The sequence below is a fragment of the Pseudomonas sp. Z3-6 genome, from assembly GCF_051131985.1.
Taxonomy (GTDB): domain Bacteria; phylum Pseudomonadota; class Gammaproteobacteria; order Pseudomonadales; family Pseudomonadaceae; genus Aquipseudomonas; species Aquipseudomonas zanjanensis.
Genome location: NZ_CP071644.1, coordinates 2628632 through 2651400, shown reverse-complemented (window position 1 = coordinate 2651400; position 22769 = coordinate 2628632). Strand labels below are relative to the sequence as shown.

The 22769-nt window shown below is 59.4% G+C and carries 23 protein-coding genes; 8 read left to right on the top strand and 15 right to left on the bottom strand.

What is annotated here, in order from left to right; translation table 11 throughout:
- Positions 1-51: 51 nt before the first annotated feature.
- The 3 genes from J3P88_RS12230 to J3P88_RS12220 are packed head-to-tail and all read right to left on the bottom strand — an operon-like array spanning position 52 to position 3325.
- Positions 52-801 carry a carboxymuconolactone decarboxylase family protein gene (locus J3P88_RS12230; protein WP_434575489.1) on the bottom strand — a complete coding sequence of 250 codons (750 nt, stop codon included), beginning with the start codon at positions 799-801 and terminating at the stop codon, positions 52-54.
- An 11-nt stretch (positions 802-812) separates the two neighbouring features.
- Complete coding sequence (locus tag J3P88_RS12225) at positions 813-2066, bottom strand: acyl-CoA dehydrogenase family protein (RefSeq protein ID WP_434575487.1); 1254 nt, start codon at positions 2064-2066, stop codon at positions 813-815.
- A complete protein-coding gene (locus tag J3P88_RS12220) occupies positions 2063-3325 on the bottom strand; it encodes an acyl-CoA dehydrogenase family protein (RefSeq protein ID WP_434575485.1) in 1263 nt (420 codons plus the stop codon). Before J3P88_RS12220 ends, J3P88_RS12225 begins: the two co-directional genes overlap by 4 nt.
- A 289-nt stretch (positions 3326-3614) precedes the next feature.
- Between J3P88_RS12220 and J3P88_RS12215 the strand changes: the two genes are divergently transcribed.
- Positions 3615-4400, top strand: a complete 786-nt coding sequence (locus J3P88_RS12215; RefSeq protein WP_014338883.1) for a helix-turn-helix domain-containing protein — start codon at positions 3615-3617, stop codon at positions 4398-4400.
- A gap of 120 nt (positions 4401-4520) precedes the next feature.
- Here the strand turns inward: J3P88_RS12215 and J3P88_RS12210 are convergent, their stop codons facing one another.
- Positions 4521-4952 (bottom strand): SRPBCC family protein, encoded by a 432-nt coding sequence (locus tag J3P88_RS12210; protein WP_434575482.1) that lies wholly within the window; start codon positions 4950-4952, stop codon positions 4521-4523.
- Between the two features lie 392 nt (positions 4953-5344).
- On the opposite strand from J3P88_RS12210, the gene J3P88_RS12205 reads away from it, so the two are divergent.
- Positions 5345-6886, top strand: coding sequence for a carbohydrate porin (locus tag J3P88_RS12205; protein ID WP_434575480.1), 1542 nt, complete (start codon positions 5345-5347; stop codon positions 6884-6886).
- 100 nt (positions 6887-6986) lie between these two features.
- On the opposite strand, the gene J3P88_RS12200 is transcribed toward J3P88_RS12205, so the two are convergent.
- The 3 genes from J3P88_RS12200 to J3P88_RS12190 all read right to left on the bottom strand — a co-directional run bounded on the left by J3P88_RS12200 (position 6987) and on the right by J3P88_RS12190 (position 10687).
- Complete coding sequence (locus tag J3P88_RS12200; protein WP_434575478.1) at positions 6987-7736, bottom strand: maleate cis-trans isomerase family protein; 750 nt, start codon at positions 7734-7736, stop codon at positions 6987-6989.
- Complete coding sequence (locus tag J3P88_RS12195) at positions 7726-9213, bottom strand: bifunctional 3-(3-hydroxy-phenyl)propionate/3-hydroxycinnamic acid hydroxylase (protein ID WP_434575476.1); 1488 nt, start codon at positions 9211-9213, stop codon at positions 7726-7728. Before J3P88_RS12195 ends, J3P88_RS12200 begins: the two co-directional genes overlap by 11 nt.
- Positions 9214-9298: 85 nt before the next feature.
- Positions 9299-10687, bottom strand: coding sequence for an MmgE/PrpD family protein (locus J3P88_RS12190; protein WP_434575474.1), 1389 nt, complete (start codon positions 10685-10687; stop codon positions 9299-9301).
- Between the two features lie 311 nt (positions 10688-10998).
- Between J3P88_RS12190 and J3P88_RS12185 the strand changes: the two genes are divergently transcribed.
- The 3 genes from J3P88_RS12185 to J3P88_RS12175 all read left to right on the top strand — a co-directional run bounded on the left by J3P88_RS12185 (position 10999) and on the right by J3P88_RS12175 (position 13347).
- Positions 10999-11931, top strand: coding sequence for a fumarylacetoacetate hydrolase family protein (locus J3P88_RS12185; protein ID WP_434575472.1), 933 nt, complete (start codon positions 10999-11001; stop codon positions 11929-11931).
- 128 nt (positions 11932-12059) lie between these two features.
- Positions 12060-12803, top strand: coding sequence for an IclR family transcriptional regulator (locus J3P88_RS12180; protein ID WP_434575471.1), 744 nt, complete (start codon positions 12060-12062; stop codon positions 12801-12803).
- A gap of 13 nt (positions 12804-12816) precedes the next feature.
- Positions 12817-13347 (top strand): carboxymuconolactone decarboxylase family protein, encoded by a 531-nt coding sequence (locus J3P88_RS12175; RefSeq protein WP_434575469.1) that lies wholly within the window; start codon positions 12817-12819, stop codon positions 13345-13347.
- 102 nt (positions 13348-13449) lie between these two features.
- Here the strand turns inward: J3P88_RS12175 and J3P88_RS12170 are convergent, their stop codons facing one another.
- Positions 13450-13947, bottom strand: coding sequence for a flavin reductase (locus J3P88_RS12170; RefSeq protein WP_434575467.1), 498 nt, complete (start codon positions 13945-13947; stop codon positions 13450-13452).
- Positions 13944-14237, bottom strand: a complete 294-nt coding sequence (locus tag J3P88_RS12165) for a hypothetical protein (RefSeq protein WP_434575466.1) — start codon at positions 14235-14237, stop codon at positions 13944-13946. The genes J3P88_RS12170 and J3P88_RS12165 overlap by 4 nt, the downstream gene beginning before the upstream one ends.
- Before the next feature lie 336 nt (positions 14238-14573).
- On the opposite strand from J3P88_RS12165, the gene J3P88_RS12160 reads away from it, so the two are divergent.
- The 3 genes from J3P88_RS12160 to J3P88_RS12150 all read left to right on the top strand — a co-directional run bounded on the left by J3P88_RS12160 (position 14574) and on the right by J3P88_RS12150 (position 17568).
- Positions 14574-15425 carry a fumarylacetoacetate hydrolase family protein gene (locus J3P88_RS12160; protein ID WP_434575464.1) on the top strand — a complete coding sequence of 284 codons (852 nt, stop codon included), beginning with the start codon at positions 14574-14576 and terminating at the stop codon, positions 15423-15425.
- A gap of 40 nt (positions 15426-15465) precedes the next feature.
- Positions 15466-16101 (top strand): NADPH-dependent F420 reductase, encoded by a 636-nt coding sequence (locus tag J3P88_RS12155; RefSeq protein ID WP_434575462.1) that lies wholly within the window; start codon positions 15466-15468, stop codon positions 16099-16101.
- Positions 16102-16248: 147 nt separating this feature from the next.
- Entirely contained in the window at positions 16249-17568 is a 1320-nt protein-coding gene (locus J3P88_RS12150) for an MFS transporter (protein ID WP_434575460.1), read from the top strand.
- A 69-nt stretch (positions 17569-17637) separates the two neighbouring features.
- Here the strand turns inward: J3P88_RS12150 and J3P88_RS12145 are convergent, their stop codons facing one another.
- The 6 genes from J3P88_RS12145 to J3P88_RS12120 form a co-directional block, all read right to left on the bottom strand.
- The gene (locus J3P88_RS12145) at positions 17638-18414 is read right to left on the bottom strand and encodes a helix-turn-helix domain-containing protein (RefSeq protein WP_434575458.1); all 777 of its coding nucleotides are present in this window, start codon (positions 18412-18414) and stop codon (positions 17638-17640) included.
- Positions 18415-18545: 131 nt separating this feature from the next.
- Positions 18546-18893 (bottom strand): Rieske (2Fe-2S) protein, encoded by a 348-nt coding sequence (locus J3P88_RS12140; RefSeq protein WP_434575457.1) that lies wholly within the window; start codon positions 18891-18893, stop codon positions 18546-18548.
- A gap of 1 nt (position 18894) precedes the next feature.
- A complete protein-coding gene (locus J3P88_RS12135) occupies positions 18895-19206 on the bottom strand; it encodes a YciI family protein (RefSeq protein ID WP_434575456.1) in 312 nt (103 codons plus the stop codon).
- A gap of 3 nt (positions 19207-19209) precedes the next feature.
- Complete coding sequence (locus J3P88_RS12130; protein WP_434575454.1) at positions 19210-20082, bottom strand: dioxygenase; 873 nt, start codon at positions 20080-20082, stop codon at positions 19210-19212.
- Positions 20083-20157: 75 nt separating this feature from the next.
- The gene (locus J3P88_RS12125) at positions 20158-21225 is read right to left on the bottom strand and encodes a maleylacetate reductase (RefSeq protein ID WP_434575452.1); all 1068 of its coding nucleotides are present in this window, start codon (positions 21223-21225) and stop codon (positions 20158-20160) included.
- Between the two features lie 8 nt (positions 21226-21233).
- Positions 21234-22697, bottom strand: coding sequence for an aldehyde dehydrogenase family protein (locus tag J3P88_RS12120; RefSeq protein ID WP_434575451.1), 1464 nt, complete (start codon positions 22695-22697; stop codon positions 21234-21236).
- Positions 22698-22769 lie beyond the last annotated feature (72 nt).

The following is a 22769-nucleotide window of genomic DNA, read 5'->3' as shown; positions in this document are numbered from 1 at the left end:
GCTGACCGCAGAAGCTCTGGCCATCGCCGCTATAACGAAGAGGCGTTGTACTCACGGCAGTTTCCCCCATTCATCGATCAGCACCGGAACGGGCAGCACCACTGCATGCACCCCCATGCTGGTGATCAGCTTGCACACATCCATGATTTCATCTGGCGTGGCTCCGTTCGCAAGCGCAGCACGCATGTGCTGACGCACCCCGGGACCCGATAGCTGCGTGCACTGTGCATACGCCGCCAGGGCGATCAGGTGACCGTCCTTGGGCGAGAGCAGACCGTTGGTGCCGATCGCCGCCTCGGCAAAGTTCAGCCAGGCCTCATAGAACTCAGGGTCGACATTGATCGCGGCACTCACTTCCGGCAGGGCCGCGCCGAGCAATTCAAGGTGCTGCTTGTGCACTGCCTCGACATGGGCTTCGTGCCCGCTTGAGGCCAATGCGCCCGGCACCAGCTCCTCCAAGGCCGCCGCGCCGAGCAGGTAGGTCTGCACGCCGACCGTACTGACGATCATGGCCACCGTGATCAGCTCTTCGAGCGAGGCGCCAAATTGGCGGGCGAAGCGCGCGTGTTGCCGCACGCCGCGCTCGAAGAAATGGGTCGGCGAACAGTTGGTGGCGACATAGATCAGCTCGCGGAGCTTGGGGGAAAGACTACCGCGCTCGGCCGTGTAGGCGGACAACTCCAGGTACGCCGCAACATAGTCCGGGTTGCTGTGCATCAGCCGTTCCCAGTCGTCATTCCAATAACCGCGTCGCTGCTTGAAGTTTTCCCGGATACGGGACGCTATCGCTTCGGAGGGCATGATCGTATCTCCTAGAACGGTGACAGCGGCGCGAAGCCGAAGTGGATGCGCGCAAAGTTCACCGCCGTTCGGTCCATCTGCTGGGTGAAATGCGTGCGTTGAATGGCCAGGTCACGGTAGTAGCGCCCGAACATCGAGGTGCTTTGGCCGATCTGCGTGCCCGCGGTGGTGAAGAGTCGATCCGCGGCTTCGAATGCCAGGCGTGTCGCCTGCTGCACCATCAGGAATATCCGACGATCCTCCTCTTCGGAGAACTCGACCCCCTGCTCCGACTGCATCGTGCAGGCGTCCATGTAGTCCTGCGCCGCCTTGAGCAGCGCTGCGTCGGCGTTGTCGAGCAATGCCTGTGCCACACCGAAGTAATGCTGGAACTCGTGATGCTCCATCAGCTTGGTTTTTGGCGCGAAGCGCATCGACTTCGTGCGCAGCAGTTCATCGTACAGATCGAGCATGCCGCGCGCGGTACCCATCAACACGGCGCCGCCCTCGATCATGAAGAACCCAGCCTTGCGCCCGTTGTACATGGGATTGGCATGGACCCTCTCGGCCGTGATCCCTCCCCACATTGCCAGGGGTGCCACGCGATGTTCCGGCACGAACAGATTGTCGACGACAACGCGCCGTGATCCGGTGCCTTGCATGCCCAGCATCTTCCAGTTATCGACGATCGAATAATCTTTGCGATCAATCAGCATGAGCACCGGCTTGGGCGCGCCCCCCTCCTGGGGAATCAAGCCGCTGGCCATGATGTGCGTGGCGATATCGCAACCGGAGGCGAAGTCCCAGAATCCCGAGACCTTGTAGCCACCCGGCACCGGCTGCACCGGTATGGGTGAGCCCAGGGAGGGGCAACGATATTCTCCATCGCGGCCATAGGCTTCGATCTGCGCCTGTTCGCAATGATCGGCGAGAATGATCGGATGACCGGAGGTCAGCGCAAGCACCCAGCCGCTCGACGGGCAGCCTCGCGCGACTTCGCTCATGACCCTGACATAGGTCGGCAGATCGAATTCGTAGCCGCCGAAGCGGCGCGGCTGCACCACGCGGTAAAAGCCGGCTTTGATAAACTCTTCATTGGTATCCTCCAGGATACGTCCACCCGCCTCCGTGGCTGCTTGCCGTTCACGCAAGGTGTGACGCATCGCCGTGGCGCGGCGAATCATTTCCTCCGGCGACAGATCGACCTCAGGTACGGCGATTTCCCCGACGGCGTTCGACGCCGGATGCGCCCTGTACCGGTCACGCGTTTGCTCCGCATTGATCACGGCTGATTACTCCCTTCGCGTTGGTCGCGTTCCGCGAACAATTGTCGCGCCAGATCTGCCGCTTTCAGTTCGAACTGCAAGCCCGGGTTGGTGCGCGCCATGGAGATATCGCGGAAATAGCGCTGCATGCGCGTGCCGTTCTTCGCCCCGGCACTGGTCGCCGAGGCGCGATACAACATGTCCACCGCCTCGAAAGACAGCTGCGCCGCATGCTGTAGCCCGGCTTGCAGGCGTTGGTCATCCGAACGCAGGTAGGTGCGTTTGCCTTCCATGCTCAGGCGCGCCATGTCCATGTATTCCTGCGCCGCGCCCACCACAGCGTGACGCGCCGCTTCGAGCTTGCCGAGTGCGATGCCATAAGGACGCTGGTGATCTGGATGCTGGGACTGCAAGACCGCGTTTGGCCCGAAGGATTTGCGGGCACGGATAATGTTCTCGTATTCATCCAGTGCCGCGTAACCGACACCAACCATGATCGAGCTGATCTCGGTCTGGAAAAAACCCAGCGTGCCGCCGGCGTACATTGGGTTGCCATGCAACCGCGCGCCCTCCGTACCCTGGGAGATGTTCGGTGCGAAGAAATCCTCGCGCACCAGGAAGTGCTCCGGGATCCAGGCGTTCTGCATTTCCACACTGTTGGAGCCGCTGGCGCGCATACCGATGAAGTCACCCCAGTTATCGAGCATCTTCCATTCCGAGCGCGGAACCAACGCCACGCCGGCCTGGGGCGCCTCTCCTTCCTCAAGAATTCTCACGCCGACCATGACATGGGTCGAGTACGGCACACCGGAGCAATAATCCCAAGTACCCTCCAGGCGCCAGCCACCATCCGTCCGGGTGGCGGTTCCCGAAGGAATTGCCCGCGCCGCTGCGGCGAAGTGCCCGTCCACGCCGAACGCCTCGGTTTGCGCGCGCTCGCCAAACAACTGTGCCACATTGAGCGCGTGCCCCGACGATAACGCCAGGCACCAGGCGCTGCCCGGACAACCACGTGCCACTTCCATGATCATCCGAGCAAAGGTCGGCACATCGAATTCGTAGCCGCCATAACGGCGTGGCTGCAGGGTCCGGTAAAAACCCGCTTCCTCGAATGCCTTGTGCATCTGCGGCGAATACGTACCGCGCGCTTCCGCGTCGGCCTGCCCTTCCAATAAAGCACCGCGCAATGCCACTGCACGCGCGATCAATGTTTCGGCGTCCAACCCAGGCTCAGGCGGAGCCATGTGACTGGCCATGTTTTTCTTAAGCGTACTGACCATCGGTATCTCCCTGGCAATCTTCTTTGGATAGCTACATATGAGCCTCCACAGTAGTCTTCCGGTCTGCACAGGAACAAGATACGGTTGATGGCTGTCCGGCCTGTGAATCTGGCGCCCATGCCGCACGGTCGCAGTGCGGGAAAATCGCCTGGGCCGTTGGGCGGCGAGACGATTTACCGCTGCCTATTTCCTGTATAACCTTGAGTATTGACAGTGGTATCGCGCCACACGCCAATGGCTACTCCATCCCGCCTACAAAAATCGACCATAAGAACGCCGGGAAACGCTCATGACTTACAAGACAATTTGTTCGTTGGATCGAGGGCTCAAAGTTCTCGAGTATCTCAATACCGTTCGCGCTTCCACCGCGCACGACATCGCGACCCAGCTCCGACTGCCAAGGCCTACCGTTTATCGCATCCTGGAAACTCTGGAAGACCGCGGCCTGCTTTATCGCAGTGTATCGGACAGCGTGTTTCGCCTGACGAATGCCGTTCGCCACTTGAGCGAAGGCTTCACCGATGAAGAATGGATTCGCACCCTCGGCGCACCGCTGCTGCAACGCCTGGGCGAGAAAGTCCTATGGCCGACCGACCTGGCGACGTTTGAAAACGACGCGATGATCATCCGCGAAAGCACCCACAGCTTCAGCCCGTTCTCCGTCGATGTGGGGATGATTGGGCGCAAGCGCCATCTTTTGAAAAGTCCGCTTGGGCGCGCGTATCTCGCGTTTTGTCCTGAGGACGAACGCGAGGACATTTTGGCCTCGCTGCGCTGCTCGCAGGATCCGGACAACGCCTTGAGTCGAGACGAGGCATTCCTGCAAAAAATGATCAGCAGCTCGCATGCCAACGGCTATAGCAACTGCCGGGACCTGGAGCATCCCAAGTGCGCCAGCATCGCAGTTCCCATCATGTACAAGCAGAGCGTGATCGCGTGCATCAACATTGTCTGGGTGGCTGCGACCATTGATTACGACGAGGTGGTCAGCCGTTACCTGCCAGACCTCCTGCAGACCAAGCTCGACATGGAAGCCGGCCTGATAAAGATGGGTTTCGAGCGCTCGCGCGGATAACCGCGAGTTGAACCGCAACGCACTGTAAGCACCTTCACATCGACCCGATATGAAACTTGATCCACCCGCGAACACGTGGACGTTCGCGGGGACGGACCGTTACTCCGTGCGTGCGTTTTTTCAGTTGCCGAACTTTGTCTTCAGGCCTTCCAGCGCGCCATCAATGTCGGCGCCGATACCCTTTGGGGCCAACTCGACCATCGGCGGAGGAACATCCGCTTCAATGGTATAGGTGACTTTGGATCCAGCGTTATCAGCGGTCACTACGAAGGTTGCATCCAGGCTCTTGATCGGAGGTGCCCCTGGTGGGGTTTCCTGACCAGGAACGAGTTCGTAGGTCAACGTCTTCGACTCATCACTGAGGAGCTTGATGCGATCGAGCATGGTATTACCACGCTTGAACAACACCTTGCGATCGCCATTGGGCAGCATCTCTACGGAATCAATGTGCGGCTGCCAGGAGGCGAAGCCGCCAAAGTCTTTAATGAACTCCCAGACCTGCGACGCGCCAGCATTCAATTTGACACTTTTGCTCACTGTGACAATCGTCATTACTACTTCCTCTTTCGTTGGACAGACTGCGGCAGGCAGCCGCATACGCTATTGGCAGTCGCTATTTGTTGTTGAACTGAAACGACCGCCGAAAACCCTCTAAACGTGCAAGGCGTCTCTGAGTCTATCGCGCGCCCTACGCGAGCGATCATATGTCCTGGCGAGTGTCCGCTGGGTGTACCGACCACACGGCTGCTTGTACTGAGTGCCAACCAAACGTATCGCACGCCCCCTCCTCTATTGGCAGCCGACCACCTTGCGTCTCTTCAGGCGCTCGCCAGCCCTGCCCCCGTACACCCAGCGGACAGCAACCAGCTGTTGGGCTCACTCCATAGGGTCGCTCGTTATGCTTCGAGGCGTTGACTCAACAATAAATACAATGGAGGAAACACATGAAACGTTTGATCAATGTCGCGCGCGCAAAAACGATTGTCGTCACACTGGGATTCTCAGCGCTCACCGCGACGGCTGCCGACTCGGGCCAGCAGGCTCCAATTGCCAGAATTGAAACAACAAGCACCACACAGGATGTGCGTGCTTCAGCCTCCACCAATAACTCAATCGATCCCGCCAAAAAGCCCATCAGAGGCGTTTTCCTACAAGCCCAGACTGAAACCGGACAGAACCCACCAGGTGTCGCGAGCGTCAGCGTACGACCTCCGTCCGATATTCCTCCACCCACCAGAAAGGGCCCACTTAGCGAGCTAGGCGATGAACTTGAAAAGCAAGGATTTACTTTCGGCCTGTTCTTTACCAATGGCTATTTCACAAACCCTTCGGCAGGTATCAAACCAGGCAGTTCCATGGACTCCCCTGCACTGTTCATGTCGGTCAACGCCGACCTGGCCAAGCTCATAGGGGTTCCCAATACACAACTGCACATCACGGAGGCGTGGGAGCCACTTTCTCAAAATAACGGAGATTACTCATACAAAGTTGGTTCTTCCCTCGCCCCCTTCCCCGCGACGACCACGAGCTCAAATCTGGTCAAGATGACCCTGTCGCACGAGCTGTTTGATAATCAACTTCACCTTGAATACGGACGCATGAATCTAGGCGATGATTTCATGGTCTCGACCATGTGCTCCGGGTGCATTACATCAACCCCGCTTATAACCGTGGGCGTACCCCCTTTCGATAAATCACTATGGGGAGCACGGATCGCCTACAAACTGTCGCCACATACTCGCCTGGGGTTGGGCGTGACCGAAGATAATTACGGCCTTTTCAGCCAATCATCCGGATGGGATTGGACCTCGAACACCAGGAAAGGCTGGATATGGCTAGGAAACATGTCGTACACAAGCGACTTCTCCAACAGCCGATACCCACTGAACGCTGAAGTCGGGGTTTACCACAACACAAGTCCGTACACGGATGACCTGTACAACACGGACGGATCGACTCAGTCGCAAAATCCTTTTGGCACGGCGGTAAAACATGACAGCGGCACATCGGGCTTTTACGGCCAAGCAAGAAAAGTCGTCTGGACCGAAGCAAACGCGGACGGCCTCGTTCCACCCAACGTCGCCTTGTACGGGGGCGCATTTATCACTCCAGGCTCCGGTCAGTCATTTCCCCTCGAACTATATGCGGGCGCTGAGTACGGTGGTTTTGTCAAAGGCAACCCGGCGGCACTGGTCGGCTCAACCGTGCGCTACATCCAACTGAGCGAGGGGCGCGCTTTAAACGAGCAACAGACCAGCGCTGCAAGTGGCTGGGGCGACGACAACGTCCACCGAGACACCTTCACGTTTGACGTGCACGGTCAGTATGGTCTAGCCCCCGGAGTGCTGGCCAATGCCTCAGCCCAGTACTTTCTTAACCCAAACAGGCAAGGTCCGAACGCTTTGGTAGGACCGACTCAAAGCGGCTGGTTGTTCGCCCTGACGTTCGTCATCGATATTGGCCGCATCAGCGGTCTGTCCAGATAAAGTCGATACTTCGCGACACCAACTCATCAATGTGCAGCCTTGTGCGCGTGGATGCCGCTCGTGTAATGACAACACGGGCGGCAGCGACAAGCTCAATGAGTCAAGCCATTTCGAATAGCTTGCCAAACCCGCGTACAGGCTCGGTTCGGCCCAGGAGGCGCAGACAATGCCACAGCATGGCCTGGTTGCTTGTCACGACCGGCCGCCCCAGCTCAGCCTCCAACGTTTCGATAATCGAAGACACATTGATGGCCGTGCAACTGAGAAAATAAATGTCGGCAGAATCATCCCGATAGCTACGCGCGAGCTCCAGCCACTTGGAGGGCGGCACTGCCGCCATGCTGGTGCCTTCCAGCAAGCCCAATCCGACCTGGCTCACCACCTCATAGCCAAAATGCGCGAGATAATCCACCTCACGCGCATTCACCTCCTCGATATAAGGCGTGATCAGTACGATGCGCTTGGCCCGCAGCACCTTGAAGGCGGCCAATAGCGCATCCGACGTCGCCGTTGCCGGACAGCCGCTGGCGTCGGCAATCCGCGATGAAAGTTTCTCCCCCATGCTCGGATCAAATGTCGAGACTGCCGTACAATTGAAAACGATCAGGTCCACCGCAGCGTCGGCAAGCAGACCGCTCGCCTCCTCAATCTTCGCCGTCATTCCCAGCAACGCGGCCTTTGATGAGCCGGCCAGTTTCAACCGGGTCGTCAAAACGTTTACGCCAGGCGGCAGCATTCGTTGGATCTCGGGCTCTGCCATGGCGTTGCTTGACGGCAGTAGCATGCCAATTTTCAGTGGAGGCACCGCCGCTGTGGCTGATGAGGGTTCAAGTCCGGCGTCATTGCTCATTTAGGTCTCCTCCGGGGAGATAGGTTGATACGTGATCCAGCGCCTCGGTGCTGTTGGCAACCGCCAGGATGTACCGATCGGGGCGGATGATGACCGCCTTGGCATTCAATTCGTCCAGATACTGTTGCGCCTCGTCCGGCACGCGTACAACGCCGTTGGCGTCCCACAGCGCCCTAGTGGCCGACGAAACCGAATCCAGCAAATCGTGAGCGCCGATGACAGCGAAGTTTGAACCGATGAATTCGTCGAGAGGCACGCCGGATTTGAGAATTGGCTGCGCGAAGATAAATCCGGCAGGAAGATCTGCGGCTCTGTGAAGACCCGCCCCGAGCCGAGGCACGAGGGAACTCATTTTTTGTGGCCCCTGCCCCAGCTTGACGTCTCTTTCCCGGGCTTGCTCGGGGTCAATCGTCTGGATGATGCCCCCGACTTCGATGGCGTGCTCGATCGTCGCGCGAACATGTGTAGACCGCTCTTGCTCATAGCTGTCAAGCAGCTCCGCCGAAGCGCGGCCCTTGATCACCCAGTCCAGTTTCCAGGCCAGGTTGGACGCATCCCGGATGCCGGCGCACAAACCCTGCCCTAGAAACGGCGGCATCTGGTGTGCGGCATCCCCGGCGAGCAGCACCCGTGATCGGCGCCATGGGTGCGCTATGACGCCGTGAAAGACATAGGTCACCGCACGTTCGATTTGCGCGTCGTCGGGGGTCAGCCATGGCGCCAGCAACCGCCAGACGCTTTCGGGTGTCGTGAGGGCCGCGATGTCGTCACCGGGCATGACCATGAACTCCCAGCGTCGCCGCTTACCGATGCAGCGCATGTAGGTAGTAGGCCGTTGTGGGTCGCAGAATTGAACAGTGCCTTCGGTGAGCCCCTCGACCTCGCGCTCCATGATAAGGTCCACCACCAACCAGCGCTCGTGGCTGCCCAGATCCTCCAGCGGCACCTCGAGCATGCCGCGAACCGGCGACCTGCCGCCATCGCAACCGATGAGGTACTGCCCGTTGATGACCTCAGGCGTCGTCAGGCCACGCGCCACGAAGTGCGCCTGAACCCCCGCCTCCGATTGTTCCAGGGCAATCAGCTCGCAGCCGGTGCGCAGCCTGACCTGCGGGAAGCGCTCAAGGCCTTTTCGCAACACGCCTTCCAGAGCCGGCTGATGAAAACGGTAGCTGGGGTGCCAGTTGTGCGGCCCGACCGTATCCGGCCTCGGCCAACTCAGGATCACTTCATGGTTCAAGTTGACGAAGGTCATGCCTGGATTCACGTGCGTGAACGGTAAGGTCTGTTCGGCCAACCCGATCGCCTGCAGGACCCGCATGACTTCGCCATCGAAATGCGTCGCCCGCGGCAGCGCAAACGTCTCCTGAGCGGCTTCGAGCACCGTGACCGAGAGCCCGTAGGTGGCGAGCAGATTGGCGAGAGTGGCCCCCGTAGGCCCGAGTCCAACAATAATGACGTCTGAATAATTGCTCATGACAGTGCTCATGATGGTGGGTGTTTGAACCAGCTGTCTTCACGCTGCTGTGCGGGAGGTCCAGGTGGCGGTGAAGAGGGCTCGGTTACGACGCGCTCCGGGCCGATTGGTCTCGGTCGATGGCCACGAGTTGTTTCCATACCCTGGCGCGGGCGCGCGCGTCATGGGCAGCTTCCAGACAGTGATCCTCCAGTTCAAGGACCGCGTCCGGCGCAAGCAGCCCCCTGGAGAGCCGGCGAAACTTTTGCCTGGTGTCATCGATTTGAAATGGCAACTGCGGATCACCCCAGGCATGAATGATCGTCTCACTCCCGACGACCCGCTCGCCGACGAGCAGCTCCACGACAGCCGGATAGGCGTGTGGCGTGGCGCCGCGCAACTGCTCGTCGGCAACCACTTCGACCTTGCTGGCAAGCCGTGTCAACTCGGCGTCCCGCTGCGGCGTGGCACGTTCGACATCCAGCAAGACATCGGGCATCACGCCCATCAATGCAAGGTTATAGGCGCAACTTGTCACACGCGACAGCCTGCTGGCTTCCACGTTGTAATGCGCCACCATGTGCGCATGCAAAGGCGGCAGTCGAACGCGTACCTTGGTCAACGACTCATGGGCAATGCCTTTATCCAGCAGCTGCCTGAAGCCGTAAATCGCCGCGATGTTGTGCTTCGCCGCACAGTACGGCTTGATGCTCGTGCTCATGATCGCGGGACGCTCCTGCAGGATGCTCGCGATGCGAGAGTGGGAAATGGCGATCCCGCGCACCGGGGACGCCTGCTCATTCTCAAGCAAGGCGCGGTCGCCAGTGAAACCCGCGGCGGCACTCAACGCTGCGGCGCAGCCGGTTCTGGCCGCCATGCCGAAAAGCAGCCATCTGGCCGAGGTCCCGCGAGCCGAAGCTACGCCGGCACTCGTATTGCCGCCGGGCCGTCCGTTGGATGAAGTCAAGGCAATCGATAACGCGTGGGCCGTGCGCTCCACATCCAGATCCAACAGCTTTGCCGTGATTGCCGCCGCCGTGACCGGGGCCAGCAAGAGGCTCGGCCACACCCCTTGGTGCAATATGCGCGGTCCCGACACCGCTTCCCCCATGCCGGTCATCACCTCATAACCGACATGCAGCGCCGCGGCAAAACGGCTCTGGTCAAGCAATCCGTCGGGCGTGTTTGTCGCCAGGGCCAGCGCGGTCATCACCACCAGGCCGCCCGGGGTGGTGCACGACGCCATGTGGATATCGTCCACCTCGGTCAGCCTGGCCGTGGCGGTGAAGAGTCCCACCGTATCGAGGAAGGACGAATTGAACGGCGCAGCGCTGGCCAGGTCGTTGAGGAGGCGTCCTTCGGTGGTCGCACGGCCGGCAATCCAGGCCCCCACGGTATCGAGCACATGCATCGAAAGGGTCTGCGTCGAACACGCCATCGCCTCGCAGGAAGGACCGGCAGTGATCCGTTGGGCGATTGTGTCAATAAGGGTCATCGAAACCTTCCCGAAGCGGTGTTGATGCTCAATTGGAGCCAGGGCGCACGGTGCGCCTGATCAAAACCTAGCACGCAGATTGTTTTATTATCAACCAAATCTTAAATTAAGAGATACAGACAACAACCACAATTCGTAGCGAAATCCTTGAAAGCCAATAAATTAGCGCTGATAACAGAAAATTACACTCCAATGATAAAAAGTGTTTCAGATTAAAATCTCACAGTGTTAGATTTGAACGTCTTACAAAATAACTACGTCCTTCACTGCGACTCCGACAGCCAGCACTTCAAAAACAAGAGGTTCCAGCCATGAAACTAGCGTTTTTCGACGCCTACAGACTCGGCCTGATCAGTGGCGACTCGATCGTCGATATTTCGTCATTGATCGGTGGGTTTCCCTACGCAAACCCCAACGATGCAATGGTTCATCTCATTGAGCGATTCGATGAGTACAAAGGGGCGCTGGAACAGGCGCAGAGCCACGGTGAACGCATCGACCTGGCCAACGTCCGACTGCGCGCGCCCTTGCCCAAGCCGGGCAATATCGTGTGCATGGCGGTAAACTACATGGAGGATGGCACCCTGGCGGAGCGCCCACTGATCAATGCCTTCCACAAGGCGCCTTCCTGCGTGATCGGGCCCGGAGACACCCTGGTGCTGCCGGACATCCCGGCGATCGTGTTCGAGGCTGAAGCGGAACTGGCGATCATTATCGGTCGGCGAGCTGACAAGGTCGCCGCAGCGGATTGGCGGGACTATGTGTTCGGCTACACCAACTTCATGGACGGCTCCGCGCGAGGCATGAAACCGGAGAAGAACAGCTTCTTCCAGGCCAAATCACGCAATACCTTCGCCCCGATGGGTCCTTGGATCGTCACGGCGGACGAAATTGCCGACCCGCAGAATCTGGACATCGCAATGGACGTGAATAGCCTGCCCCGCCAACGTTTCAATACCAACGACATGGCCCATAACATTGCCAGAAGTATTGAATGGCTGAGCCATATCCACCCACTCGAGCCCGGCGATATTATCGCAACGGGCACCAACCATCGTGGCCTCGGCGCCATTCAGGACGGTGATGTCCTTGAACTCTCGGTCCAGGGCCTGGGCACGCTGTCAGTCAACGTAAAAGACGAGCTGCGCAGAACCTGGTCCAACGAAACGCGCCTGCAAAGGCAGAGCCAGGGACTCAATGCGCTGTCCCCACAGCTGACCGGCAAATATGCGGCTGGCAACTAAAGCGCGTATCAAGCCCCTCTGGCACTCAGGCGCTGTCCTGAATGCCTCCGGGCGCCGCGCCGCCGGCTTGCGCGCCCAACTTGCGCTGACTAACATGCCGGCGTCCCTACCTCCATCTGAAGCGCTCAATGTCCAGCCTGAATAAGATGCTATCGATCCTGGATTTCTTCTCGATCGAGAAGTCCACCTGGTCACCCGATGAGCTGATTGCCGAAGCAGGCCTGTCCCGGCCGACAGGTTACCGTTACCTCAAGGAACTGTGTGACTCGGGCCTACTCAGGCGCGCGCAAAGCGGTTACTCGCTGGGTCCACGCATCGTCGAGATGGACTATTACATCCGCCAAAGCGACAGGCTTTTGATCAGCTGTCGACCGGTGATGAATCGCCTCGCCCAGGAAACCGGTTGCGACATTTTGCTCGCCAGCATCTACGGTGTGCGGATCCTTGCCGTTCATCAGGAGCAGGGGGAGCTATCCGGCCCGGTTGCGTACGGACGTGGCCGCCCCATGCCGCTGTTTCGCGGCGGTGGATCGAAAGTCATCCTGGCGGCGCTGTCACTGGCCAGGCAAAAGCGGCTCTATGCCAGCCAGACGGCGGAAATCACCGAGGCCGGTCTCGGCGAGACCTGGAAAGCATTCCGCGCGCATATGCTCAAGATTCAACAAGACGGATATGTCATTTCCGTCGGGGAACTGGACGCCAACGCCGCAGGCGTCGCCGTCCCGCTGTATTCGGGGGCGTCGCTCGAACCGGCCGCCCTGATTCTGGTGACCACCCGTTCCCGCTTCGCCCTCGTCGATCAAGCCAGGCTGATCGAGCTGCTGAAGAACAGCGCCCGCCAGATTGAAATCGCCGACTCGATCAACCATTGAACAGAGGCTTCCCATGAGCAGTATTCGAGTTGCCGTCGTCACGCCTGGTACAAACCCCAAGATCGCTGACCTTGAAGCTAGGATCAAAAAGGAGCGCGGCGGCAAGATATCCCTGCTCTACCAAGTGCTTCTCAACAGCCCGCCGATTGCCAGCGGCTGGGAGCACATGCTTTCAGCGGTTCGCAATCGCAGTTCGATTCCGGGTGACTTGCGCGAACTCGCCATCCTGAGAGTCGCAGTACTCAATCGGGCCGATTATGAATTCGAGGCGCATGTACCTCATGCCCTCGCCGCCGGCCTTGGCGAACAAGCCATCGAAGCACTTCGGACAGTCACAGCGCTCGACGCACAGCTGTTTACCGAGCACCAGGCCCTTGTTCTCGAACTCACAGACAAGATGACACGGGATGTGGCGGTGCCGGATGAGTTAATGAGACGCGTCAGCGCGCGGTTCAACCCGCAGGAAGTCGTGGACCTGGTCGCAACGATTGCCGCCTACAATATGGTTTCCCGCTTCCTCGTGGCGCTTGCGATTGCTCATTGAGCTTGCCAGTGTCCAGAACGGCGCGAATCCAGCGTACTTGAGGTTCCCTCAAAACACGCTGGATCTTCCCTCTGACCTTCGGGGGACCTTGCGAGCCGCCACTCACTCCTCTCGTTTATGCACCATGAGCGGATGGTACTTACGCGCGTAATAGGCCAACCCCGAATGGTCCTCCGGCTCAATTCGCACGGCGACTATCGCGCAGAGGAAAATGCTGTGCGTGCCTGCCTCGACGGTCTGCGCGATACGCGCATCGAAACTGACCAATGCGTTATCCAGCACAGGCGCGCCTGTTTCCAGCACGCTCCAACGGTCAATCTGAAAGCGCTCCTGCACCGTCGCTGCCCCTGAGAACGTCCTTGATATCGCTTCCTGGGCAGCCGTAAGCACATTGACGCAGAGCACACCATTGCTGCTAAAAACGTTGTGTTGGCGACTGTTGCGATTCATGCAGACCAACAACATCGGTGGATCGTCCGTCACGCTGCACACGGCAGACGCCGTAAAACCGCCGGGGCCGGCAGGTCCATCGGTGGTGATAACGGTTACCGCACCGACAAGCCGGGACATCGCTTCGCGAAAACTGAGTTGATCGATCATTTTGGGCCCCGCGATGCTGGGTGGGAATACAGGGAAGAGGCGTCAACGGGAACGTAACGATCTGCACCGGACAGCGTGGTTGCCCTGGCTTGAGCACCCTCCTGCGCAAGGTGGATAACGCCACAGTCATCCTCGACCGAAAGGCTCGCGGCAAAAAAAGACAGCGGCTCGTCGTTGAACAGGGACTGCGTCGATTGACCACCCAGGCGCAGTGTCAGCGTGGCCAGCCCACGCGCGATCCAGACACCGAATCGCTGCGGACCTCCAGCGTCAAAACTCAGGAGCTTCATCGTTTCGTTTCTCTCTTATTTGGGGTTAAGCAACGGCTGGCTGTTGCGCACAGGGTCAGGGCTGTAGTGCTTCGACCAGGCCCGCTTGGGCGAAATCAGACTAGAGCGACGCGAGGACAAGGGACAAGCACACCCAGCGTTCTGTCCGGTCTGTGTATCTCAGGGCCACCTTAGATACACAGACCGGACAGAACAGGGCGCGTGCTTGTTCGGCGTTCTTTCAGCGCGCTAGCCTTCTTCGACCCGGACGGTGCCTGCAATGCGTTGCACGCCAGGCTTCTGTCCTGAAGGTATGTATTGCAATTGCCGAACCCCTGATAAGAGAGAAACGAAACGATGAAGCTCCTGAGTTTTGAGGTCGATGGTTCACAGCGATTCGGTGCCTGGGTCGAAGGCGGCGTGGTTGATCTGACACAACGCCTCGGCGCCGAATTACCTGATCTGCTGAGCGTACTGCAAGCTCACGCGCTGCCCCGGGTCGCCGAGGCCCTGAAGGGTGCGAAGCCTGACTTCGACCTGGAAAACATAACGTTTCTGCCGGTCATTCCTTCACCACCCAAAATCATCTGCATTGGTGTGAACTACGAAGAGCACCGTTCCGAGATCGGCCGCGAGCCGACACTCAAACCACCGGTTTTTGGCCGTTTCAGTAATTCCCAAGTGGCCCATCTGGGCGTGATTCCGCTGCCGCCTGAATCCGAAAAGCTCGACTACGAGGGCGAAATTGCTGTGATCATCGGCAAAGCCGGACGTCGCATCCCTGCTGATCAGGTATGGGATCACGTTGCCGGTTACGCCCCCTACAACGACGCCTCGGTCCGCGACTGGCAAGGGCACACCCATCAGTGGACGCCTGGCAAGAACTTCCTGCGTACCGGAGGGTTCGGCCCGTGGATGAGCACCGCCGATGAGTTCGGCAACGATCCCGAGTTGCATCTGAGCACCCGGCTGAACGGCATGGAAGTTCAGCGCGCCACCAGTCGTCAAATGATCTTCTCGATTGCCGAACTCATCACTTATTGCTCCACATTCACCCAGCTTGAGCCCGGCGACGTAATCGTCACGGGCACGCCTGGCGGTGTGGGCGCTCGACGCAAGCCACAGCTGTTCATGAAGCATGGCGATGTCGTCGAAGTGGAAATCGCGGAAATCGGTGTGCTGCGCAATCGCATAGAAAAAGAAGCGTAGGCACTGCTTATAACAACTTTAATAAATAAAGGATCACATCATGACGATAGGTATTCTGGGCGCAGGCAAAATGGCGCAAATGCTAGTCCCCAAACTGGTCTCGGGGGGGCATCGCGTCATCATCAGCAACTCCAGAGGAGCCCAGTCCCTGCAGCCTCTGATCCAGCAACTGGGTTCGGGCGTGACGGCGGCGGACCCACAGCAGATGCTCGCCGAGGCGGACGTGGTCATTCTCGCGACCCCATGGGAAAAAACCCCTGACGCCATCGCCGCAGCGGGCTCGTGGGCCGGGAAGGTGGTTATCGATGCGACGAACAATCGACGCGGTCCACGCCCAGAGGACCTTATCGATATCGGCGACCAAGGATCCAGTGAAGTCATTGCCAAGCTGGTTCCCGGGGCAAGCGTGGTAAAAACGTTCAACTATGAACCGATTCCGATTTTTGCCGCGGGCCTGCCGGCCGAAGGTGACAGCGGGGCGATCTTTTTCTCGGGAGATGACAGTCAGGCCAAGGAAAAAGTGGCTCAGCTGATTCGGGACCTGGGCGGTGAGCCGATAGATGCAGGCTCGCTGGCTGAGGGCGGGAAATTGCACGGCATGGGCGGCCCCCTTTCCCTCAAGCTGAAACTGCTCGCGCCGAAGGAAGCGAAAGCACTGCTTAGCACAGTTCGATAAGCCTGGAACCCGCCCGGGGACACATACCGCCGATCGCGATGCAGCAGTGAATCGTGCGGCGGTTTCTTGCGTTGCAGTCTCATTCAGGTACTCACTCGGTCATCGCCGGGCGATTGGACAGACCTCTTTTTTGATTGGCAGATACTCATGACAACAATAAAAACAAACTCAAGTTCGCATGCTCGCTGGGTTGTACTGGGTGCACTCGCGTTCATGATGTGCGTCAGCATGGCGTTGCCCATCTATGGGGGCAGCGTGCTTGGCACTTATATGACGGCAGAGCTGCACTGGGAACGCAGTACCCTGGGTCTCCTTATCGCCGCCAACATGGCCGCCAACGGCCTCTGTGCACCGCTGGTGGCGGCACTGACAACAAAAATCGGCGTACGCGCCTGCCTGATCATCGGTTGCATCCTCATGGCGGCGGCATCGATCGTGCTCGCCACCTGGGTGACCGAGCCGTGGCAGGCCGCGGTGACCTTCGGGGCGATAGGCGTCGCGGCGACATTTGCCAGCGTGATCCCTTGTCAAACCGCAGTCGCGGCCTGGTTTGGCCACCGACGGCCCTTGGCACTGTCGCTGCTCTACGCGGCCATGGGCATCGGCGGTTTCATCTTCGTTTGGCTGATTACCTGGGCGATCCAGGGTTCGGCCAGCGGCTATCGAATGGGTTGCTGGGTGTTCTTCGGCTTCTCGGCGCTGGGGCTTGCGGTCACCCTGTTACTCGTACGCGACAAACCCGACGTCGAACAATACGAAGCCTGGGAGAATGCCGACATCCAGCGCCAGGCCGCGCGGCAGTTCCCACCACCGCCCGCGCCGGTCGACATAGATCTGCGCCTGCGCAACGTCCTGTGGTCACCGGCCTTATGGGCGATCTACTTCAGTATGTTCGCGACGACCTGCGGCTCGGCCTTCGTGATTGCCCACGCACAGGCGCATCTGCGCGACATCGGTCATTCACCAATGCTGGCTGCCGCGACCATTTCGATCATTTCCGCGGCCATGGTCATCGGTAATTTCGGTATCGGATCGGTTGCCCAACGCCTCGGCCCACGGCGCGCCTATTTCGGTGCGCTGGTACTGTTCGGGATCGGCCTTTGCACCTTGATATACGCCAGCGGATCGGTGGGCTTGTACGGCTATGCGATCCTCTACGGGCTGGGTTTCGGCGCCGCTCAAGTCGGTCCCATGGTGCTGTTGAGCGGTTACTGGGGCGTCCAGGTGTTTCCGATGCTGACCGCGCTCGGCTTGCTGATTCAAACGGCAGGTGCCGCGGTGAGTCCCATCCTGGCGGGCATTTATTTCGACAGCACCGGACACTACCAGCCGGTGATCCTGCTCATTGTCGTCATGACAGCGATCTCGATGGTGCTGCTACGCCTGATCGGTCCGCCGAAGTGCAACGGTGCTCAGGAATGGGCGTCGACCGACGTTGCTGAACATCCCGCCAAGCGACACGCCTGACGCGGCACGGCAACCTTGCGGGGCGGGGCCAATCGGGCCCTGCCCTGCTCCTTCATCCTGATCCGCGACCTACCAAGCGATGCCCGAAGTTTCGAGGTTATGTTCTATTTCCGCCTTGGCCTCGCGAAGTATCGGCAGGCAACGCGAGATGGCGGCCTGCGGACTGGCCAAGGTGGACGGCCAGACCGTACTGATGCATCCGAATACGCGGCCCCGACATAGCACCGCCAGTGCAATGCTGTTGCAACGCTTGTAGGGGACCTCTTCCGACGTGCAATACCCCTTGGCCTGAACCGAACGAATCATCTGAACGATACGCTGTGAATCGCGCGCCGCGTAGTCTTCCGGCGCTTGGGATCGGCGCAGATGAGCGAGGATTTCCCGACGCTGCTCGTCGCGGGTGAACGCCAGATAAGCCCAGCCCAGGGGAGTGGACAACATCGGAATGCGCCTGCCGACAGCACTCAAGCCGATCGATTGCGTCGTGAAGCGATCGGTGCTTTCGCGCACAACGATGCCGTCATCCTCGAAGGTCGATACCGCGCTCGGCCACTTCAATTGTTGCCGACGCCCGAAAAGCACCGGGGTAGCCACCGAGACGAACACCGATTCGCAAGTCATTCCCCCGCTCAAGCGGCGCACCGCTATCGTCAGGTGATAAACATTGTCATCGGGGGCTATGCGCTCGACAAAACCGCCTTGGGAGAGCGTTTCGATGATTCGATAAACCGTCGGCAAGGGTAACGTGAGCGCCTTGGCTATCGTCTGCGCCGAGGCGGACCTTACTTCATTGAGAAACCCCAAAACGTTAAGGCCACGATCGAGGGTTCGCAGTCGCGTAATCATTGCGCCACTCCAGTCAAGTCTACAGATATCAACCTACGCTCCCACATCTTGCCCCGCAAGCTCGTCACATGCACGTGCAACGGCCCCGCCGGGCCCGCAGGTGGCCACGCAGGAGTGCGTATAAACAGAGGTTACGGCTGAGGGTCGAGATCCAGCACCAGTCGATCTTCCATCCAGCGCACCGGCACCGGTTCCAGACGCGCGCCCTGGCAGGGTCCGTCAATGCAATGGCCGTCTTCAAACCGAAACATCGCACTGTGGTGAGCACACATGAGGATCTTGCCGCGGTAGGTGCAGAACTCCTGCGGGTGGTAGTCCAGGGGCACGGAAAAATGCGGGCAACGGTTGATGTAAACCCATACTTGCCTGCCCTGCCGCACCGCCACCAGCCCGGCAGGATGCAAGTGCTGGTGATCAGGCAGCCCCAGAGCGCCACCTTCAGGGACGTCTTCCAGCTGGCACAGCGCGATGAGGGTCATGTCAGCCACGCAGCTCTGGATTGCCCAGGCTCCAATGCCATGGGCGAATCTGGATAGTGGCAAATAGTCCGGCGCGTACATAGGGATCGTCCTGGACGAACGCTTCCACCTCCGGCAGGCTGCCTGCTTCGACCACCAGCAGGGTGCCATTCATGGCCAGGCCGGCCTCATTGAGCGTTGGACCACCAAGCCGTACGATCACCCGATGTGTATCGCTCGCACGCAAGTGGGCCTGGTGACTGGGCCGCAGACGCTGGCGCAGGGCAAGTGAGTCCGGGTAGTCGGTGGCGAATACCGCAAAAAAATGACCCATAATTCACTCCGCCTCCATGACAAATTCATAACAGGCACGCCTGAACGGCAGGTCGATACCCAGACTCGCGGACACGTCATCGTGGGCCACACGGTGTTCGTAGATCACCTGCAACGATTGTTTGACGCCAAATACCGCATCGGAGTCCAGGTACGGATCGTCATGATTGAACAGGTGAGTGACCAGTTTGCGAAAGCCGTGCATCTCAATCATGAAATGCAGGTGCGCGGGTCGCCACGGGTGACGGTTGGCGGTATCGAGCAGGCGCCCCACCGGACCATCAGTGGGGATCGGGTAGCACACAGGTACAATTGTGCGAATCGCAAAATACCCATTGGCATCGGTACGATAGCGACCGCGCAGATTGCCGAACGGTTGCTCACTGTCCTGCCCTGAATACATGCCGTTCCCGGCGGTCTGCCAGACATCCAGCACCGCTCCACCCAACGGGTTGCCGCGGGTATCGACCACGCGACCGCGCACCAGCGCCGGCTCACCTGGCGTCAACGCCATGTTTTCACCGTATTCGCGATCCGGCATACCTTCGATGTAAAACGGCCCGAATACTGTGGTCTCGGTAGCACTGGCACTGTGCCGATGATTGATCGCATCGACCAACATCGACACGCCCAGGACATCCGAAAGCAGGATGAACTCCTGGCGCACCAAACCATCGCACGTCTGTCCGGTCTCGGTCAGAAAGCGGATACCTTCCAACCATTCTGCCTCGGTCAGCTCGACATCGCTGACAAAAGCATGCAGATGGCGAACCAGGCTGTGCATGATCTGTTTGAACCGCGCATCTGGCGCGTCGTTGAAGCTATTCACGGACTGTTCGGTAATAGGTGACGCTATGGCTTTGTCTTGATCGGTCATTATTGTTATTCCGACGAGAATGCATATCGCGCCGGGCATTGCGCCGCCCCGACGCGGCCTTACGATACTGCTGGATCAGGCTGGCGCCTGGCCGTGAAAGGCGCGGGTCAAGAGGGCTTCGATCGGGCCCTGCTCAAACGGTCGTGGATTGTAGTAAGGGCTGGCGCAGGCTATTCGCGCAGCTTCGGCCGCGCCGTTTTCAGGCAAGCCAATCTCCGCCAGAGACAATGGAATGCCCAGCTTCCGATTGAGGGCATACAACAAATCACCTACTTCACTCGCCTCGCTGCCACCCAACGCGTGGGCGGCTCGTTGCAATGGCCCGGCCGCGGCTTCGCGATTGTAATGCGCCGCATGGGGCAGCACGATCGCATGAGCCTGAGCATGGGATAAATTGAACGTACCGCCCAAGGTGTGGCAGAGCTTGTGATGCAAGGCCATGCCCACCGACCCCAGGCAAATGCCCGCCAGCCAAGCGCCGTACAGCGCTTGGCCGCGCGCCTGCGGGTCACCAGGATCATTGACCACAACCGGCAGCGCCTGCGCCAATGAACGAATCGACTCTTCGGCCATCAAGCCGATGATCGGATTGGCGTCCTGGGCATACAGCGCTTCAACCGCATGCGCCATGGCGTTCATCCCCGAACACGCGGAAATCTGCGCCGGCAAGGTCAGCGTCAGTTGCGGATCGTAGATCACGGTCTTGGGCAAAACCTTTGGATCACGCCCGGTTTTTTTCAGGCGGTTTTCGGTAAGTCCGTAGATCGGGGTCATTTCAGAGCCCGCATACGTCGTCGGAATCGCCACGATGGGCAGCCCCGAGTCCATCGCAATCGCCTTGCCCAGACCAATGGTCGAACCGCCGCCGATCGCTACACAGCAATCGGCATCCAGACGCGCCGCTTCACGACGTGCGGCCTGCGCGACTTCCAGCGGCACATGCATCACCGCTTCGGCGTAAACGCCGGCCGCGCGCTCGCCAAGCAAGGCGGCGACCCGCTCGCCCAGTGCCTGTTGTTCCGGCGTAGTGAGAATCAGGGCGCGCCTGGCGCCCAGACGCTCGATCTCTTCAGCCAGTGCCGAAAGCTTGCCCCAGCCGAATACCACACGGGTCGGCAGGCTCTGATACACAAAAGGATTCATGGAGGGCCTCAACGTTTGAAATGCGGGGCGATGCTGGCATCGACATTGACCCACACCGAACGTGCTTCGGTGTAGTCATGGATCGCTTCAAAACCCATCTCTCGGCCGTAACCCGACTGCCCAACGCCACCAAACGGGCTGCCTGGGCTGACGCGCTTGTAACAGTTGATCCAGCACATGCCGGCGTGAATGACGTTGGCCATTTTGTGCGCGCGGGTCAGGTTCTGCGTCCACAGGCCACTACCTAGCCCATATTGCGTGTTGTTGGCAATCGCCAGCGCCTCCTCGTCAGTGCTGAAGCGCACTACGGTGACAAAGGGTCCGAACACTTCTTCCTGGCACACCCGGTCTTCGGGCGACGCCTCGACGATGGTCGGCTCAACGTAGAAACCGTTAGCTAACGCAAGATTGTCCGGAGCCTTGCCGCCCGCGAGGATCGTGCCGCCCTGTTCGATGGCGATATCGATATAGGCCAGCACCCGATCGCGATGCAGCGCCGAAGTCAAAGGCCCCATTTCGGTTTGTGGATCCATCGGGTCGCCCAGACGAATGGATTTAGCCAACGCGACGAAACGCTCGAGAAAACGATCAGCGATATCTTTATGCAGAATCAACCGCGAACCGGCGATGCAGGCCTGGCCCTGATTGTGGAAAATCGCCCAGGCCGCGCCGTTGACGGCCGCGTCGAGATTGGCATCTTCAAACACAATATTGGCGCCCTTCCCGCCCAGTTCCAGTTGGATGCGTTTGAGATTGCCTTGCGATGCCTCCACGATCCGACGACCAGTCGCCGTCGAACCGGTAAAGGCAATCTTGCCCACGTCAGGATGCTCAGCCAGCGCCTGTCCAGCGGTATGACCATAACCCGGCACCACATTGACCACGCCTTTCGGGATACCGACTTCAGCCATCAGCTCGACGATGCGCAAGGTAGACAACGGCGTGATTTCCGACGGTTTGATGACAATGGTGTTGCCGGCCGCCAGTGCCGGGCCCATTTTCCAGCTGGTGAACATCAACGGGAAGTTCCACGGCACGATCTGCCCGACCACACCGATCGGCTTGCGTTGCACGTAATTGAGAAAGCCAGCTTCGACCGGGATCACCGACCCTTCGATCTTATCCGCGATTCCGCCAAAGTAACGGAAACAGGCTGCGGTGCGCGGTACATCGAGGCCGCGGGAATCGCGAATTGGGTGGCCGGTGTTCAGGGATTCGAGCTGCGCCAGTTCTTCGCCGCACGCTTCAATCTTGTCCGCCAATTTGAGTAACAAGCGCCCGCGCTCGGCGGCACCCAGGCCGGCCCAGGCAGGGAAGGCGCGCTTGGCGGCGGCGACCGCCAGCTCGACGTCGGCGGCTTCGGCGGCAGCGACCCGAGTGATCAAGGCGCCGTCATGGGGAGAGACCACGTCGATGGTGCCGCCGGCGACCGCGTCGACAAATTGGCCATCGATATAAAGCTGATTTTGCATAATATTTTCCTCGCACCGCGCCGCAAGGGCGCAGTGTTTGACGACGTGACAGCTGAACGCGTCGCCCGGCGG

Bases quoted from the DNA above. Each gene is read 5' to 3' on its own strand.
- J3P88_RS12230 (WP_434575489.1), bottom strand. From the start codon at position 801: ATGCCCTCCGAAGCGATAGCGTCCCGTATCCGGGAAAACTTCAAGCAG.
- J3P88_RS12220 (WP_434575485.1), bottom strand. From the start codon at position 3,325: ATGGTCAGTACGCTTAAGAAAAACATGGCCAGTCACATGGCTCCGCCT.
- J3P88_RS12215 (WP_014338883.1), top strand. From the start codon at position 3,615: ATGACTTACAAGACAATTTGTTCGTTGGATCGAGGGCTCAAAGTTCTC.
- J3P88_RS12210 (WP_434575482.1), bottom strand. From the start codon at position 4,952: ATGACGATTGTCACAGTGAGCAAAAGTGTCAAATTGAATGCTGGCGCG.
- J3P88_RS12205 (WP_434575480.1), top strand. From the start codon at position 5,345: ATGAAACGTTTGATCAATGTCGCGCGCGCAAAAACGATTGTCGTCACA.
- J3P88_RS12200 (WP_434575478.1), bottom strand. From the start codon at position 7,736: ATGAGCAATGACGCCGGACTTGAACCCTCATCAGCCACAGCGGCGGTG.
- J3P88_RS12195 (WP_434575476.1), bottom strand. From the start codon at position 9,213: ATGAGCAATTATTCAGACGTCATTATTGTTGGACTCGGGCCTACGGGG.
- J3P88_RS12190 (WP_434575474.1), bottom strand. From the start codon at position 10,687: ATGACCCTTATTGACACAATCGCCCAACGGATCACTGCCGGTCCTTCC.
- J3P88_RS12185 (WP_434575472.1), top strand. From the start codon at position 10,999: ATGAAACTAGCGTTTTTCGACGCCTACAGACTCGGCCTGATCAGTGGC.
- J3P88_RS12180 (WP_434575471.1), top strand. From the start codon at position 12,060: ATGTCCAGCCTGAATAAGATGCTATCGATCCTGGATTTCTTCTCGATC.
- J3P88_RS12175 (WP_434575469.1), top strand. From the start codon at position 12,817: ATGAGCAGTATTCGAGTTGCCGTCGTCACGCCTGGTACAAACCCCAAG.
- J3P88_RS12170 (WP_434575467.1), bottom strand. From the start codon at position 13,947: ATGATCGATCAACTCAGTTTTCGCGAAGCGATGTCCCGGCTTGTCGGT.
- J3P88_RS12165 (WP_434575466.1), bottom strand. From the start codon at position 14,237: ATGAAGCTCCTGAGTTTTGACGCTGGAGGTCCGCAGCGATTCGGTGTC.
- J3P88_RS12160 (WP_434575464.1), top strand. From the start codon at position 14,574: ATGAAGCTCCTGAGTTTTGAGGTCGATGGTTCACAGCGATTCGGTGCC.
- J3P88_RS12155 (WP_434575462.1), top strand. From the start codon at position 15,466: ATGACGATAGGTATTCTGGGCGCAGGCAAAATGGCGCAAATGCTAGTC.
- J3P88_RS12150 (WP_434575460.1), top strand. From the start codon at position 16,249: ATGACAACAATAAAAACAAACTCAAGTTCGCATGCTCGCTGGGTTGTA.
- J3P88_RS12145 (WP_434575458.1), bottom strand. From the start codon at position 18,414: ATGATTACGCGACTGCGAACCCTCGATCGTGGCCTTAACGTTTTGGGG.
- J3P88_RS12140 (WP_434575457.1), bottom strand. From the start codon at position 18,893: ATGACCCTCATCGCGCTGTGCCAGCTGGAAGACGTCCCTGAAGGTGGC.
- J3P88_RS12135 (WP_434575456.1), bottom strand. From the start codon at position 19,206: ATGGGTCATTTTTTTGCGGTATTCGCCACCGACTACCCGGACTCACTT.
- J3P88_RS12130 (WP_434575454.1), bottom strand. From the start codon at position 20,082: ATGACCGATCAAGACAAAGCCATAGCGTCACCTATTACCGAACAGTCC.
- J3P88_RS12125 (WP_434575452.1), bottom strand. From the start codon at position 21,225: ATGAATCCTTTTGTGTATCAGAGCCTGCCGACCCGTGTGGTATTCGGC.
- J3P88_RS12120 (WP_434575451.1), bottom strand. From the start codon at position 22,697: ATGCAAAATCAGCTTTATATCGATGGCCAATTTGTCGACGCGGTCGCC.